Genomic DNA, 15,423 nt, shown 5'->3' with positions numbered 1-15,423 from the left:
CGCAGCCTCGTTGCACTCGTCAGCTCCTACAGGTGATAGGGGTCGCGCTGAAATAGCCTCACAAAAAAGGCCCGTCGTTTAAGCGACGGGCCTTTTCATTGGAAGCGTTTACAGCGGCAAATCAGAACGGAATATCGTCATCGAAGCTGTCGAAATCCGGAGCCGGTTGCGGTGCGGCCTGCTGCGGCGCTGGTGGAGCCGAACGCTGCTGCGGAGCCGACTGCTGCGGGCGTGGGGCCTGCTGACGTGGCGCCTGCTGCTGGTAATTGTTGCCGCCGCCTTGCTGGTCGCCCTGCTGTGGACGGCCGCCGAGCAATTGCATGGTGCCTTGCATGTCGACCACGATTTCAGTGGTGTAACGCTTGATGCCGTCCTTTTCCCACTCGCGGGTCTGCAGCTTGCCTTCGATGTAGACCTGCGAACCCTTGCGCAGGTATTCGCCAGCGATCTCGGCAACCTTGCCAAACATCGACACACGGTGCCACTCGGTCTTTTCGACCTTCTGACCGGTCTGCTTGTCGGTCCATTGTTCGCTGGTGGCCAGACTCAGGTTGGTCACGGCGTTACCGTTAGGCAGGTAGCGAACTTCGGGATCCTGGCCGCAAGTGCCGACCAATATGACTTTGTTAACCCCACGGGCCATAACGTTCTCCTAAGCGTCGCACGCAGCCCCGGCCGGGTTGTTGACCAGGCGTTCGAGGGTGGTGCGATCCACTAATTCTTTGTCCAGTTTGATGTAAACAGCCGCCTCTTCGGCGACTATCACTGCATCTGTTACCCCTACCAGGGCCTTGAGGCGCTCGACCAGACCCGCTTCGCGGATCGCTTCGGGCGACAACGGCAAGCGCAGGCTCGTCACGTAGGGAGGTTCGCGCATGGTAACAGCAAAGGCCAGCCAAAGTGCAGCCAGCGCGGCGCATCCGAGGAACACAACCGACAGACCGCCATGCTGGAACAACCAGCCGCCGAGTATCCCGCCGAGTGCCGAACCGAGGAACTGGCTGGTGGAGTACACGCCCATGGCCGTGCCCTTGCCGCCTGCCGGTGAAACCTTGCTGATCAGCGACGGCAACGATGCCTCGAGCAGGTTGAACGCGGTGAAGAACACCACCGTGCCGATCACCAGGGCGCGCAGGCTATCGCCGAACTGCCAGAAGAATAGTTCAGTCAGCATCAGTGTCATGACGGCGCCGAGCAAAACTCGTTTCATTTTGCGTCGCTTCTCGCCGTAGATGATGAACGGGATCATGGCGAAGAACGAAATCATCAATGCGGTGAGGTAGACCCACCAGTGCTGCTCCTTGGGCAAACCGGCTTTTTCCACCAGCGCCAGCGGCAGAGCAACGAAGCTCGACATCAACATGGCATGTAACACAAAGATGCCCAGATCGAGGCGCAGCAGGTCCGGGTGCTTGAGCGTCGGCATCAGTGCCTGTCGCGCCACGCCGGATTCACGATGCTGCAGTGGACCGGTGGACTGCGGCACCATGAACATGATGATCAGGATGCCGACCAGCGCCATCGCGCCAGTGGCAAGGAACAGTCCCGACAACCCGAAAGCGCTGGTGAGCAACGGCCCCACGACCATGGCCACGGCGAACGACAGGCCGATGGTCATGCCGATCATGGCCATGGCTTTGGTGCGATGCTGTTCGCGGGTCAGGTCGGAAAGCAGCGCCATGACCGCCGCGGAAATCGCCCCGGCGCCCTGCAGGATCCGCCCGGCGATCACGCCCCAGATCGAATCGGCCTGGGACGCGAGAACACTGCCGAGAGCGAAGACAATCAGACCGAGGTAGATCACCGGTCGACGACCGATGCGATCCGAAATGATCCCGAACGGGATCTGGAAAATCGCCTGGGTCAGACCGTAAGCGCCAATCGCCAGCCCGATCAGGGCCGGGGTCGCTCCCGCCAGATCCATGCCATAGGTCGCCAGCACCGGCAACACCATGAACATGCCAAGCATACGGAAGGCGAACACCAGGGCCAGACCGCTCGCCGCGCGGGTCTCGCTGCCACTCATGCGTTCGCTGTGGGGATCGTGCATGGAAAAACCTCGTGTGAACCGGCGGCGATTCTACCAGTCCCATCGGAAGACGGGGTATATCGCGACGCTATGACGCGTATAGATGAAACTCTCTTCATGAACGGCAGAACGCCCTTCGTTGGATAGTGTGCATCCATCCAGTATTTGCCCGTATACTCCTACGTTTTCGACGCCCGCCGAGCGAGGCCACTTTGGACAAGATCCTGATACGTGGGGCCCGTACCCACAACCTGAAGAACATCGACCTGACCCTGCCACGGGACAAACTGATCGTCATCACCGGCCTGTCCGGATCCGGCAAGTCATCCCTGGCGTTCGACACGCTGTATGCCGAAGGTCAGCGCCGCTATGTCGAATCGCTGTCGGCCTACGCCAGGCAGTTCCTGTCGATGATGGAAAAACCCGACGTCGACACCATCGAAGGCCTGTCGCCGGCGATCTCCATCGAACAGAAGTCGACCTCGCACAACCCGCGCTCCACGGTCGGCACCATCACCGAAATCTACGACTACCTGCGTCTGCTCTATGCCCGCGTGGGTACGCCGCGTTGCCCGGATCACGACATTCCGCTGGAAGCGCAGACCGTCAGCCAGATGGTCGATCTGGTGCTGGCGCAGCCGGAAGGCAGCAAACTCATGCTGCTGGCACCGGTGATCCGCGAGCGCAAGGGCGAACACCTGTCAGTCTTCGAAGAATTGCGTGCGCAAGGTTTCGTCCGCGCCCGGGTCAACGGGCGCATTTGCGAACTCGACGAGCTGCCGAAGCTGGATAAACAGAAGAAGCACTCGATTGACGTCATCGTCGATCGCTTCAAGGTTCGCGCCGATCTGCAGCAACGTCTGGCCGAGTCCTTCGAGACCGCGCTGAAACTGGCTGATGGCATTGCCCTGGTGGCGCCGATGGACGACGAGCCGGGCGAAGAAATGATCTTCTCCGCACGCTTCGCCTGCCCGATCTGCGGCCACGCGATCAGCGAGCTGGAACCCAAGCTGTTTTCCTTCAACAACCCGGCCGGCGCCTGCCCGACCTGCGATGGCCTGGGCGTGAAGCAGTTCTTCGACATCAAGCGTCTGGTCAACGGCGAGCTGACCCTCGCCGAGGGCGCGATACGCGGCTGGGACCGGCGCAACGTCTATTACTTCCAGATGCTTGGCTCACTCGCCTCGCATTACAAGTTCAGCCTGGACAAGCCTTTCAACGACCTGAGCGCCGAGCAGCAGAAGTTCATCCTGCACGGCAGCGGCTCGCAGAACGTCGACTTCAAGTACCTGAACGACCGTGGCGACATCGTCAAACGCTCGCACCCGTTCGAAGGCATCGTGCCCAATCTGGAGCGCCGTTACCGCGAAACCGAATCGGCGAGCGTGCGCGAGGAGCTGGCCAAGTTCCTCAGCCATCAGGCCTGCCCGGATTGCCGCGGCACGCGTCTGCGCCGTGAAGCGCGGCACGTGTGGGTCGGTGAGAAAACCTTGCCGGCAGTGACCAATCTGCCGATCGGCGATGCCTGCGAATATTTCGCTGCACTGAAGATGACCGGGCGGCGCGGAGAGATCGCCGACAAGATCCTCAAGGAAATCCGCGAGCGTCTGCAGTTCCTGGTCAACGTCGGCCTCGATTATCTGTCCCTGGATCGCAGCGCCGACACACTCTCCGGTGGCGAGGCGCAGCGGATCCGTCTCGCCAGCCAGATTGGCGCCGGACTTGTTGGCGTTCTATACATCCTCGATGAGCCGTCCATCGGCCTGCATCAGCGCGATAACGACCGGCTGCTCGGCACGCTCAAGCATTTGCGCGATATCGGCAACACGGTGATCGTGGTCGAGCATGATGAAGACGCGATTCGTCTGGCTGACTATGTTGTCGATATCGGCCCTGGCGCAGGTGTGCACGGCGGGCAGATTGTTGCCGAAGGCACGCCGGACGAAGTCATGGCGCACCCGGATTCGCTGACCGGCAAATACCTGTCCGGCCGGGTGAAGATCGAAGTGCCGGCCAAACGCACGCCGCGCAACAAGAAGCTCAACCTGTCGCTCAAAGGTGCGCGTGGCAACAACTTGCGCAATGTCGATCTGGATATCCCGATCGGCCTGCTGACCTGCGTGACCGGCGTATCCGGCTCGGGCAAATCGACGCTGATCAACAACACGCTGTTCCCGCTGAGCGCCACGGCACTCAATGGCGCGACCACGCTTGAAGCGGCGGCACACGACAGCATCAAAGGTCTGGAGCATCTCGACAAAGTCGTCGATATCGACCAGAGCCCGATCGGTCGTACACCGCGTTCCAACCCGGCGACGTATACCGGGCTGTTCACGCCGATCCGCGAACTGTTTGCCGGCGTGCCCGAGTCACGCTCTCGTGGTTATGGCCCTGGGCGTTTCTCGTTCAACGTCAAGGGCGGGCGTTGCGAGGCGTGTCAGGGCGATGGCCTGATCAAGGTGGAGATGCACTTCCTGCCGGACATCTACGTGCCCTGCGATGTGTGCAAGAGCAAGCGCTACAACCGCGAAACCCTTGAGATCAAATACAAGGGCAAGAGCATCCACGAGACCCTCGAAATGACCATCGAGGAAGCTCGGGAGTTCTTCGACGCGGTGCCAGCACTGGCGCGCAAGCTGCAGACGCTGATGGATGTCGGCCTGTCGTACATCAAACTCGGGCAGTCGGCGACGACCCTGTCCGGAGGTGAAGCACAGCGGGTCAAGTTGTCGCGCGAGCTGTCCAAGCGCGATACCGGCAAGACCCTGTATATCCTCGATGAGCCGACCACCGGTCTGCACTTTGCGGATATCCAGCAGTTGCTCGACGTTCTGCATCGCCTGCGCGATCACGGCAACACCGTGGTGGTCATCGAGCACAACCTCGATGTGATCAAGACCGCTGACTGGCTGGTGGACCTCGGTCCTGAGGGCGGTTCCAAAGGGGGTCAGATCATTGCCACCGGCACGCCGGAGGAGGTAGCCGAAATGAAGCAGTCTCACACCGGCCATTACCTCAAGCCGTTGCTGATCCGCGATCGGGCTTAACTGCAAGGCATGAAAAAGCCCCTGTCACCGTTAAAGTGACAGGGGCTTTTTTGTAGCCGTTGCAATCAGGACGCGTGGGATTGCAGGTAGTTCTCGAGACCGATCAGCTTGATCAGACCCAACTGCTTTTCCAGCCAGTAGGTGTGATCTTCTTCAGTGTCGTTGAGCTGAACCCGCAGAATCTCGCGGCTGACGTAGTCCTGGTGCTGCTCGCAAAGCTCGATGCCTTTGCAAAGCGCAGCGCGGACTTTGTATTCGAGGCGCAGATCAGCTTCGAGCATCTCCGGCACCGTAGTGCCGACATCCAGATCATCCGGACGCATGCGTGGCGTGCCTTCGAGCATCAGGATCCGCCGCATCAATGCATCGGCGTGGCCTGCTTCTTCTTCCATCTCGTGGTTGATGCGCTCGTAGAGCTTGGTGAACCCCCAGTCCTCATACATCCGCGAATGAACGAAATATTGGTCACGCGCGGCCAGTTCGCCGGTCAGCAACGTATTGAGGTAATCGATTACATCTGGGTGGCCTTGCATCGCCCTACATCTCCCTTCCTGAAAGTCTGTAGTTTGAACCAACCTGACCGGAAGGTCACCCGCTTCGCGCAATAAAAGCGAAGATATTCCGAGAAAAGCAGGCCAAATAACGCAAAAACCGCCCAAATGAGGGCGGTTCTGCTTCTCGTTTAGACTTCGTTAAGCTGTACGTTGAGCAGGTTTGCGATTGCTTCTCCATACGCCCGATCGGCTTTGTAGAAATGCTGCAACTGACGATCGACGACGTCGCTGGAAACACCTGCCATCGCACCCGCGATGTTGCTGACCAGCAGCGCTTTCTGCTCCTCGCTCATCAAGCGGAACAACGCACCGGCCTGGCTGTAGTAATCGGTATCTTCGCGGTGATCATAGCGATCTGCGGCACCGTTCAAGGCCAGTGCTGGCTCTGCGTAATGTGGTGCTTGTTTCGGCGACTCGATGTAGCTGCTCGGTTCATAGTTCGGCGCCGCACCACCATTGCTGCCGAACGCCATGGAGCCGTCACGCTGATAAGTGTTCACCGGACTGCGTGGAGCATTCACCGGCAATTGCTGGTGGTTGGTGCCAACGCGGTAGCGGTGCGCGTCAGCGTAGGCAAATACGCGGCCTTGCAGCATGCGGTCCGGGGACAAACCCACGCCTGGCACCATGTTGCTCGGGCCGAATGCAGCCTGTTCAACTTCGGCGAAGTAGTTCAGCGGGTTGCGGTTCAACTCCAGCTCACCGACTTCGATCAGCGGAAACTCTTTCTGTGACCAGGTTTTGGTGACGTCGAACGGGTTTTCGTAATGAGCGGCCGCTTGCGCTTCGGTCATGATCTGAATGCACACGCGCCATTTCGGGAAATCACCGCGCTCGATGGCCTCGAACAGGTCACGCTGCGCGTAGTCCGGGTCGGTTCCCGCCAAACGGGCGGCGTCGGCGGGCGCCAGGTTCTTGATGCCTTGCTGCGTCTTGTAATGCCACTTGACCCAATGACGCTCGCCTTTGGCATTGATCAGGCTGTACGTATGGCTACCGAAGCCGTGCATGTGACGGTAGCCATCCGGAATGCCGCGATCAGAAAACAGAATGGTCACCTGGTGCAGCGCTTCAGGCGAATGCGACCAGAAATCCCACATCATCTGCGCACTTTTCAGATTGCTTTGCGGCAGACGCTTTTGCGTGTGGATAAAGTCCGGAAACTTCAGTGGATCACGGATGAAGAACACCGGCGTATTGTTGCCGACGATGTCCCAGTTGCCTTCTTCGGTATAGAACTTCAAGGCGAAACCGCGCGGATCGCGCTCGGTGTCGGCCGAACCACGCTCGCCACCTACGGTGGAAAAGCGCAGGAAGGTTGGCGTTTGTTTACCTACCGATTCGAACAGTTTTGCGCTGGTATATTCGGTGATGTCGCGAGTGACGGTGAACGTACCGTAAGCGCCCGAGCCTTTGGCGTGCACGCGGCGTTCAGGAATGTTTTCACGGTTGAAGTGCGCGAGCTTTTCGAGCAGGTGGAAATCGTCGAGCAGCAGCGGACCGCGTGGGCCGGCGGAGCGGGAATTCTGGTTGTCAGCGACTGGCGCGCCACTCGCGGTTGTAAGCGTTTTGGTCTGGCTCATGCGGTCTTCTTCCTCTGTCAGTCTTTGAACTGCCGGCTAATGGGCTTGGCGGGAAGTATTGATCATCGACGTTATCGCTACAAATTCATTAACTTGCAGACATCGATAGATAATTACTAATTATGTTTTCCCGGCACATAGTGGCAGTTCGACCATGTCAGAAACTTGTACGGACGACGCATTTCTTACAGGCACAAAAAACCGGGCACTAGGCCCGGTTCTTTGTTTCAGACTGACGTCTTACTCGGCGGATACAGCTTCGCCAGCAGTAGCACGATCAACCAACTCGACGTACGCCATAGGCGCGTTGTCGCCAGCGCGGAAACCGCACTTGAGGATGCGCAGGTAGCCACCCTCACGGGTAGCGTAACGCTTGCCCAGGTCGTTGAAGAGCTTACCAACGATAGCTTTCGAACGAGTACGGTCGAAAGCCAGACGGCGGTTAGCCAGGCTGTCTGTCTTGGCCAGAGTGATCAGCGGCTCGGCAACGCGGCGCAGTTCTTTGGCTTTTGGCAGAGTAGTTTTGATCAGCTCGTGCTCGAACAGCGACACCGCCATGTTTTGGAACATGGCCTTGCGGTGCGAGCTGGTGCGGCTCAGGTGACGACCACTTTTACGATGACGCATGGTTCATTCCTTACCAAACACTACGTTCGGTGATTACGACGATCAGGCAGTCGCCTTGTCGTCCTTCTTAAGACTTGCAGGCGGCCAGTTGTCGAGGCGCATGCCGAGGGACAGACCGCGGGAGGCCAGAACGTCCTTGATTTCAGTCAAGGATTTCTTACCCAGGTTCGGAGTCTTCAACAGCTCTACTTCGGTACGCTGAATCAGGTCGCCGATGTAGTAGATGTTTTCCGCCTTAAGGCAGTTAGCCGAACGTACAGTCAGTTCCAGATCGTCAACCGGGCGAAGCAGGATCGGATCGATCTCGTCTTCCTGCTCGACAACCAGCGGCTCACTTTCACCTTTGAGGTCGACGAACGCAGCCAGCTGCTGTTGCAGGATGGTTGCAGCGCGACGGATAGCCTCTTCAGGATCCAGAGTACCGTTGGTTTCCAGATCAATAACCAGCTTGTCCAGGTTGGTACGCTGCTCGACACGGGCGTTTTCCACCACGTAAGCGATACGGCGAACCGGGCTGAACGAAGAATCGAGCTGCAAGCGACCGATGCTGCGGCTTTCGTCTTCATCGCTCTGACGCGAGTCGGCTGGTTCATAACCACGACCACGAGCTACGGTGAGCTTCATGTTCAGGGCGCCGTTAGACGCCAGGTTAGCGATTACGTGATCGGGATTAACGATCTCGACATCATGATCCAGCTGAATATCGGCAGCGGTAACCACCCCCGAACCCTTCTTCGACAAGGTCAGCGTAACTTCGTCACGACCGTGCAGCTTGATGGCCAGACCTTTAAGGTTCAACAGGATTTCAATTACGTCTTCCTGTACACCTTCGATGGCGCTGTACTCGTGGAGCACACCGTCAATCTCGGCCTCGACTACTGCGCAGCCGGGCATTGAGGACAACAGGATGCGGCGCAGCGCGTTGCCCAGGGTGTGGCCAAAACCACGCTCGAGAGGCTCGAGAGTGATCTTGGCGCGGGTTGGACTGACAACCTGCACATCAATGTGGCGGGGTGTCAGGAACTCATTTACCGAAATCTGCATGGATGCACCTATTTTCTAGCCCTTACTTGGAGTAGAGCTCGACAATCAGGCTTTCGTTGATGTCGGCGGACAGATCACTGCGAGCAGGAACGTTCTTGAAAACGCCCGACTTCTTCTCAGTGTCTACTTCTACCCATTCTACGCGGCCACGTTGGGCACACAGATCGAGAGCTTGGACAATGCGAAGTTGGTTTTTTGCTTTCTCGCGAACTGCAACCACGTCACCAGCACGAACCTGATACGACGGGACGTTTACGGTCTGACCGTTGACGCTGATCGACTTGTGCGATACCAGCTGACGGGATTCGGCACGAGTCGAACCAAAGCCCATACGGTATACAACGTTGTCCAGACGGCATTCGAGAAGTTGCAGCAGGTTTTCACCGGTTGCACCTTTCTTGCCAGCAGCTTCTTTGTAGTAGCCGCTGAACTGACGCTCGAGAACGCCGTAGATACGACGGACCTTCTGCTTTTCACGCAGTTGGGTGCCGTAGTCGGACTGGCGGCCGCGGCGTTGGCCGTGGATACCAGGTGCTGCTTCAATGTTGCACTTCGATTCGATCGCGCGCACGCCGCTCTTCAGGAAGAGATCGGTGCCTTCGCGACGAGCGAGTTTGCATTTTGGACCAATGTAACGAGCCATTCTTTACAATCTCCTGGATTACACGCGGCGCTTCTTCGGCGGACGGCACCCGTTGTGCGGGATTGGCGTCACGTCGGTGATGCTGGCGATCTTGTAGCCACAGCCGTTCAAAGCGCGGACTGCGGATTCACGACCTGGACCTGGACCCTTGACGTTGACGTCGAGGTTTTTCAGGCCGTATTCCAGCGCAGCTTGACCAGCACGCTCAGCAGCTACTTGAGCAGCGAACGGGGTGGACTTGCGGGAACCGCGGAAACCCGAACCACCGGAGGTAGCCCAGGAAAGAGCGTTACCTTGACGGTCGGTAATGGTCACGATGGTGTTGTTAAAAGATGCATGGATGTGGGCGATGCCATCAACCACTGTCTTTTTAACTTTTTTACGAGGACGAGCAGCAGGTTTTGCCATGATTAAATTCCTGTCGATTCGCTGGGGCGATTACTTGCGGATCGGCTTACGCGGACCTTTACGGGTACGCGCGTTGGTCTTGGTACGCTGACCGCGTACTGGCAGACCACGACGATGACGCAGACCGCGATAGCAACCGAGGTCCATCAAGCGCTTGATTTTCATGTTGATTTCGCGACGCAGGTCACCTTCAGTGGTGAACTTCGCCACTTCGCCACGCAGCTGTTCAATTTGCTCGTCGCTCAGATCTTTGATCTTTGCTGCTGGGTTTACCCCAGTCACTGCACAGATCTTCTGCGCAGTAGTGCGACCAACACCATAGATGTAGGTCAGCGAGATAACAGTATGCTTGTTATCTGGAATGTTAACGCCTGCAATACGGGCCATTCAGTGGGACTCCAATTGACAGCTACCTACGCCCCGGAAGCCAAGAAATAGGGCGCGAGATAATATCGCTGTAATAACAAATAATCAACCCGGTAGCGCACTAGCTACCGGGCTTGAAGCACAATCACACTCAGCCTTGGCGCTGTTTGTGACGCGGTTCCGCGCTGCAAATTACTCGAACAACACCTTCGCGGCGAATAATCTTGCAGTTACGGCACAGCTTTTTCACCGATGCACGAACTTTCATCACCAACTCCTCGAACCTTATGGGTACTCAGCGCAACATGCCGCTGCCGTAACCCTTCAGGTTGGCTTTCTTCATCAGGGATTCGTACTGGTGCGAAACGAGGTGCGATTGTACTTGGGACATGAAGTCCATCACAACCACGACCACGATCAGCAACGAGGTCCCGCCAAGGTAGAACGGAACGTTTGCTGCAACCACCAGGAACTGGGGCAACAGGCACACGGCCGTCATGTAAAGAGCACCGAACATGGTCAAGCGGGTCAGAACGCCATCGATATAGCGCGCAGACTGCTCACCTGGACGGATGCCCGGAATAAAGGCACCGGACTTCTTCAGGTTTTCCGCTACGTCTTTCGGATTGAACATCAACGCCGTATAGAAGAAGCAGAAGAAAATAATCCCTGCACTAAACAGCAGAATATTCAACGGCTGACCAGGAGCGATCGACTGCGAGATGTCCTGCAACCAGCCCATACCTTCAGACTGACCGAACCAGGCACCCAACGAAGCCGGGAACAGCAAAATGCTGCTCGCGAAAATAGCCGGAATAACACCGGCCATGTTCACCTTCAGCGGCAAGTGGCTTGTCTGCGCAGCAAAAACCTTGCGGCCCTGCTGACGCTTGGCGTAGTGAACAGCGATACGACGCTGGCCACGCTCAATGAACACCACGAAACCGATAATCGCTACTGCCAGCAAACCGATGGCAACCAGGGCGAAGATGTTGATATCACCCTGACGCGCAGACTCGAAAGACTGCCCGATTGCTCTCGGAAGACCGGCGACGATACCCGAAAAGATCAACATCGAGATACCGTTGCCTACACCACGCTCAGTAATCTGCTCACCCAGCCACATCATGAACATCGCACCAGCCACAAAAGTGGTTACCGCGACGAAATGGAAGCCAAAGTCACCAGTGAACGCAACGCCCTGCCCCGCCAGGCCAATGGACATGCCAATAGCCTGAACGAGAGCGAGGACGACGGTGCCGTAGCGGGTGTACTGGCTGATCTTGCGACGGCCAGCTTCACCTTCCTTCTTCAACTGCTCCAGCTGCGGGCTGACGGCGGTCATCAGTTGCATGATGATCGATGCCGAAATGTACGGCATGATCCCCAGTGCAAAGATGCTCATCCGTTCCAGCGCGCCGCCGGAGAACATGTTGAACAAGCTAAGAATGGTCCCCTCATTCTGTCGAAACAGGTCTGCGAGTCGGTCCGGGTTGATACCTGGAACCGGGATGTGTGCGCCTATTCGGTAGACGATAATCGCCAGGAACAGAAAACGCAGACGAGCCCAGAGTTCAGACATACCGCCTTTGCCGAGCGCAGAGAGAGCACCTTGCTTAGCCATTTATTCCTCGAACTTGCCGCCAGCTGCTTCGATAGCCGCACGCGCACCTTTGGTGGCGCCGATTCCCTTGCCGATAGTGACAGCGCGAGTCACTTCACCGGACAGCATGATTTTCACACGCTGTACGTTGACGTTGATCACGTTGGCATCTTTCAGGGACTGCACAGTAACGATGTCGCCTTCCACTTTGGCCAGCTCGGACAGACGCACTTCTGCGCGGTCCATGGCTTTCAGGGAAACGAAACCGAACTTGGGCAGGCGACGATGCAGCGGCTGTTGACCGCCTTCAAAGCCTGGAGCAATGGTGCCACCGGAGCGGGAGGTCTGACCTTTGTGACCACGGCCACCAGTCTTGCCCAAACCACTACCGATACCACGGCCCGGACGATGCTTTTCGCGACGGGAACCCGGCGCTGGACTCAGATCATTGAGTTTCATCGATTAACCCTCGACACGCAGCATGTAGTAAGCCTTGTTGATCATCCCGCGATTCTCGGGAGTATCCTGGACTTCTACAGTGTGACCGATGCGACGCAGACCCAGACCCTTAACGCACAGTTTGTGGTTAGGGATGCGGCCGGTCATGCTTTTGATCAGCGTTACTTTAACGGTAGCCATGATTACTTGATCTCCTCAACACGCAGGCCACGCTTGGCAGCGATGGACTCAGGAGACTGCATAGCCTTCAGACCCTTGAAAGTGGCGTGAACCACGTTTACCGGGTTAGTCGAGCCGTAGCACTTGGCCAGAACGTTCTGAACGCCAGCAACTTCGAGGACAGCACGCATAGCGCCGCCAGCGATGATACCGGTACCTTCAGAAGCAGGCTGCATGTACACCTTCGAAGCGCCGTGAGCGGACTTCATTGCGTACTGCAGAGTGGTGCCGTTCAGGTCAACTTGAATCATGTTGCGGCGAGCAGCTTCCATTGCCTTCTGGATCGCAGCAGGCACTTCACGTGACTTGCCACGGCCGAAGCCAACACGCCCTTTACCATCACCAACCACGGTCAACGCGGTGAAAGTGAAGATACGGCCGCCTTTAACGGTTTTGGCTACGCGGTTAACTTGAACCAGCTTCTCGATGTAGCCTTCGTCGCGCTTTTGGTCGTTATTTGACATAACTTAGAACTCCAGCCCAGCTTCACGAGCAGCATCAGCCAGCGCTTTAACGCGGCCGTGGTACTTGAAGCCAGAGCGGTCGAAAGCCACTTGCGAGACGCCAGCGGCCTTAGCACGCGTAGCGACCAGCTGGCCAACCTTTGTGGCCGCGTCGATGTTGCCAGTGGCACCATCACGCAGTTCTTTATCCAAAGTCGAGGCACTTGCCAGGACTTTGTTGCCGTCGGCCGAGATGACCTGGGCGTAGATGTGCTGCGACGAGCGGAACACGCAGAGACGCACGACTTCGAGTTCGTGCATTTTCAGGCGTGCTTTGCGAGCGCGACGCAGTCGAGTAACTTTTTTGTCGGTCATTTGCTATGCCCTACTTCTTCTTGGCTTCTTTACGACGGACGACTTCGTCCGCGTAGCGCACACCTTTGCCTTTGTACGGCTCTGGTGGACGGAAGTCGCGGATCTCGGCGGCCACTTGACCTACCAGCTGCTTGTCGATGCCCTTGATCAGGATATCGGTCTGGCTAGGAGTCTCAGCGGTGATGCCTTCCGGCAGTTCGTAATCCACTGGGTGCGAGAAGCCAAGAGCCAGGTTCAGAACCTGACCTTTTGCTTGCGCTTTGTAACCAACACCGACCAGCTGGAGCTTGCGCTCGAAGCCTTGGCTTACGCCCTGGACCATGTTGTTTACCAACGCACGCGTGGTACCGGCCATTGCGCGAGTTTGTTGATCGCCATTGCGAGCAGCGAAACGCAGCTCACCAGCTTCTTCAACGATCTCAACGGACGAATGGATGTTCAGTTCAAGAGTACCCTTGGCACCCTTCACCGAAAGCTGTTGGCCTGCGAATTTGACTTCGACACCGGCTGGCAGCTTAACGGGGTTCTTAGCGACGCGAGACATGCTTATCCCCCCTTAGAACACAGTGCAAAGAACTTCGCCGCCGACACCGGCAGCGCGCGCAGCACGATCCGTCATCACACCTTTGTTGGTGGAGACGATAGACACGCCAAGACCGCCACGAACTTTCGGCAGATCTTCAACGGACTTGTACTGACGCAGGCCTGGACGACTAACGCGCTTCACTTCTTCGATAACCGGACGGCCTTCGAAGTACTTCAGCGAGATGGACAGCGACGGCTTGGCGTCGGTGGTGATCTGAAAATCCGCGATGTAACCTTCGTCCTTCAGGACTTTTGCTACAGCAGCCTTCAACGTGGAAGACGGCATGCTTACGACAGACTTTTCAGCCATCTGGGCATTACGGATTCGAGTTAGCATGTCCGCTAACGGGTCCTGCATACTCATGGGCTAGACGCTCCTAATACAGAAAAATTAGCCTTGCGGCTACTACTTGTCGCCGAGAACTTCCGGGCAGAAAAACACGGGCTCAGGCGAGCCGGTCATTCTAGACACACCCCAGAAATGAATCAAGCCCCAAAAGGGGCTTGATTCAGATTCAAGGCCACCGGTGGTCAGGTTCTTGCGAACCCGAACATCGAGACTTTGACAACTGTTACCAGCTGGCTTTAACCAGACCTGGTACGTCACCGCGCATTGCAGCTTGACGCAGCATGTTACGGCCGAGGCCGAACTTGCGGTACACGCCGTGCGGACGACCAGTCAGGCGGCAACGGTTACGCATGCGCGAAGCGCTTGCGTCACGTGGTTGCTTCTGCAGAGCTACGGTAGCTTCCCAACGCGCTTCTGGACTTGCGTTCAGATCGACGATGATAGCTTTCAGCGCTGCACGCTTGGTGGCGTACTTGGCAACGGTGAGCTGACGCTTCAGCTCACGGTTTTTCATGCTCTTCTTGGCCATTTTCCTACTCCAATCAGTTGCGGAACGGGAATTTGAAAGCACGCAGCAGAGCGCGGCCTTCATCATCGTTCTTGGCAGTGGTGGTCAGGGTAATGTCCAGACCGCGGAGAGCATCGATCTTGTCGTAGTCGATTTCCGGGAAGATGATCTGCTCTTTCACGCCCATGCTGTAGTTGCCACGACCATCGAAGGACTTGGCATTCAGGCCGCGGAAGTCGCGAACCCGAGGCAGGGAGATCGACAGCAGACGATCCAGGAACTCGTACATACGCTCACGGCGCAGGGTCACTTTGACGCCGATCGGCCATCCTTCGCGGACTTTGAAGCCAGCGATGGATTTACGAGCGTAGGTCACAACGACTTTCTGGCCGGTGATCTTTTCCAGGTCAGCAACAGCGTGCTCGATGACTTTTTTGTCGCCGATCGCTTCGCCCAGACCCATGTTCAGGGTGATTTTGGTAACGCGCGGAACTTCCATCACGTTCGAAAGCTTAAGTTCTTCCTTAAGTTTCGGAGCGATTTCCTTCCGGTAAATCTCTTTTAGTCGTGCCATGGTCTTC

20 protein-coding genes are annotated in these 15,423 nt (G+C 57.2%); 1 reads left to right on the top strand and 19 read right to left on the bottom strand.

The window, feature by feature from the left end; all coding sequences use genetic code 11:
- Nucleotides 1–121: 121 nt before the first annotated feature.
- Both DCO47_RS10465 and DCO47_RS10460 read right to left on the bottom strand, forming a co-directional pair.
- The gene (locus tag DCO47_RS10465; protein WP_042610650.1) at nucleotides 122–643 is read right to left on the bottom strand and encodes a single-stranded DNA-binding protein; all 522 of its coding nucleotides are present in this window, start codon (nucleotides 641–643) and stop codon (nucleotides 122–124) included.
- Between the two features lie 9 nt (nucleotides 644–652).
- On the bottom strand, nucleotides 653–2,050 hold the full coding sequence (locus tag DCO47_RS10460) for an MFS transporter (RefSeq protein ID WP_064363993.1): 1,398 nt from the start codon (nucleotides 2,048–2,050) through the stop codon (nucleotides 653–655).
- 191 nt (nucleotides 2,051–2,241) lie between these two features.
- Here DCO47_RS10460 and uvrA point away from each other — a divergent pair, with 191 nt between their 5' ends.
- Nucleotides 2,242–5,076, top strand: coding sequence for an excinuclease ABC subunit UvrA (uvrA, locus tag DCO47_RS10455; protein WP_042610652.1), 2,835 nt, complete (start codon nucleotides 2,242–2,244; stop codon nucleotides 5,074–5,076).
- A gap of 65 nt (nucleotides 5,077–5,141) precedes the next feature.
- Here the strand turns inward: uvrA and bfr are convergent, their stop codons facing one another.
- From bfr to rplE, 17 genes are all read right to left on the bottom strand, one after another.
- Nucleotides 5,142–5,609, bottom strand: coding sequence for a bacterioferritin (bfr, locus tag DCO47_RS10450; protein ID WP_042610653.1), 468 nt, complete (start codon nucleotides 5,607–5,609; stop codon nucleotides 5,142–5,144).
- Nucleotides 5,610–5,758: 149 nt separating this feature from the next.
- Entirely contained in the window at nucleotides 5,759–7,213 is a 1,455-nt protein-coding gene (locus DCO47_RS10445; RefSeq protein ID WP_116658044.1) for a catalase, read from the bottom strand.
- 240 nt (nucleotides 7,214–7,453) lie between these two features.
- The gene (gene rplQ, locus DCO47_RS10440) at nucleotides 7,454–7,840 is read right to left on the bottom strand and encodes a 50S ribosomal protein L17 (RefSeq protein WP_003176402.1); all 387 of its coding nucleotides are present in this window, start codon (nucleotides 7,838–7,840) and stop codon (nucleotides 7,454–7,456) included.
- A 42-nt stretch (nucleotides 7,841–7,882) separates the two neighbouring features.
- Nucleotides 7,883–8,884 carry a DNA-directed RNA polymerase subunit alpha gene (gene rpoA, locus DCO47_RS10435; RefSeq protein ID WP_016772946.1) on the bottom strand — a complete coding sequence of 334 codons (1,002 nt, stop codon included), beginning with the start codon at nucleotides 8,882–8,884 and terminating at the stop codon, nucleotides 7,883–7,885.
- Nucleotides 8,885–8,906: 22 nt separating this feature from the next.
- Entirely contained in the window at nucleotides 8,907–9,527 is a 621-nt protein-coding gene (gene rpsD, locus DCO47_RS10430; RefSeq protein ID WP_003176404.1) for a 30S ribosomal protein S4, read from the bottom strand.
- An 18-nt stretch (nucleotides 9,528–9,545) separates the two neighbouring features.
- Nucleotides 9,546–9,935: a 30S ribosomal protein S11 gene (gene rpsK / locus DCO47_RS10425; protein WP_002555466.1), complete on the bottom strand. Its 390-nt coding sequence runs from the start codon at nucleotides 9,933–9,935 to the stop codon at nucleotides 9,546–9,548.
- 30 nt (nucleotides 9,936–9,965) lie between these two features.
- A complete protein-coding gene (rpsM, locus tag DCO47_RS10420) occupies nucleotides 9,966–10,322 on the bottom strand; it encodes a 30S ribosomal protein S13 (RefSeq protein ID WP_003186020.1) in 357 nt (118 codons plus the stop codon).
- Nucleotides 10,323–10,452: 130 nt separating this feature from the next.
- Nucleotides 10,453–10,569, bottom strand: coding sequence for a 50S ribosomal protein L36 (gene rpmJ / locus DCO47_RS10415; RefSeq protein ID WP_002555468.1), 117 nt, complete (start codon nucleotides 10,567–10,569; stop codon nucleotides 10,453–10,455).
- Nucleotides 10,570–10,596: 27 nt separating this feature from the next.
- A complete protein-coding gene (gene secY, locus DCO47_RS10410; protein ID WP_042610655.1) occupies nucleotides 10,597–11,925 on the bottom strand; it encodes a preprotein translocase subunit SecY in 1,329 nt (442 codons plus the stop codon).
- Nucleotides 11,926–12,363 (bottom strand): 50S ribosomal protein L15, encoded by a 438-nt coding sequence (rplO, locus tag DCO47_RS10405; protein ID WP_003228720.1) that lies wholly within the window; start codon nucleotides 12,361–12,363, stop codon nucleotides 11,926–11,928.
- A 3-nt stretch (nucleotides 12,364–12,366) separates the two neighbouring features.
- Nucleotides 12,367–12,543: a 50S ribosomal protein L30 gene (rpmD, locus tag DCO47_RS10400; protein WP_003176408.1), complete on the bottom strand. Its 177-nt coding sequence runs from the start codon at nucleotides 12,541–12,543 to the stop codon at nucleotides 12,367–12,369.
- A 2-nt stretch (nucleotides 12,544–12,545) separates the two neighbouring features.
- A complete protein-coding gene (gene rpsE, locus DCO47_RS10395; protein ID WP_007955637.1) occupies nucleotides 12,546–13,046 on the bottom strand; it encodes a 30S ribosomal protein S5 in 501 nt (166 codons plus the stop codon).
- A gap of 3 nt (nucleotides 13,047–13,049) precedes the next feature.
- Nucleotides 13,050–13,400: a 50S ribosomal protein L18 gene (gene rplR / locus DCO47_RS10390; protein ID WP_003186037.1), complete on the bottom strand. Its 351-nt coding sequence runs from the start codon at nucleotides 13,398–13,400 to the stop codon at nucleotides 13,050–13,052.
- A gap of 10 nt (nucleotides 13,401–13,410) precedes the next feature.
- Nucleotides 13,411–13,944, bottom strand: a complete 534-nt coding sequence (gene rplF, locus DCO47_RS10385) for a 50S ribosomal protein L6 (RefSeq protein ID WP_003228722.1) — start codon at nucleotides 13,942–13,944, stop codon at nucleotides 13,411–13,413.
- A 12-nt stretch (nucleotides 13,945–13,956) separates the two neighbouring features.
- Nucleotides 13,957–14,349: a 30S ribosomal protein S8 gene (gene rpsH, locus DCO47_RS10380; RefSeq protein ID WP_016772944.1), complete on the bottom strand. Its 393-nt coding sequence runs from the start codon at nucleotides 14,347–14,349 to the stop codon at nucleotides 13,957–13,959.
- 208 nt (nucleotides 14,350–14,557) lie between these two features.
- Nucleotides 14,558–14,863, bottom strand: coding sequence for a 30S ribosomal protein S14 (rpsN, locus tag DCO47_RS10375; protein WP_003186042.1), 306 nt, complete (start codon nucleotides 14,861–14,863; stop codon nucleotides 14,558–14,560).
- Nucleotides 14,864–14,876: 13 nt separating this feature from the next.
- Nucleotides 14,877–15,416, bottom strand: coding sequence for a 50S ribosomal protein L5 (gene rplE / locus DCO47_RS10370; protein WP_003210069.1), 540 nt, complete (start codon nucleotides 15,414–15,416; stop codon nucleotides 14,877–14,879).
- Between the last annotated feature and the right edge of the window lie 7 nt (nucleotides 15,417–15,423).

It is taken from the genome of Pseudomonas sp. NDM (assembly GCF_003105095.1).
Lineage (GTDB): Bacteria > Pseudomonadota > Gammaproteobacteria > Pseudomonadales > Pseudomonadaceae > Aquipseudomonas > Aquipseudomonas moraviensis_A.
Note: the sequence above shows the minus strand (reverse complement) of the source record. Positions and strands in the feature narration are given on the sequence as shown.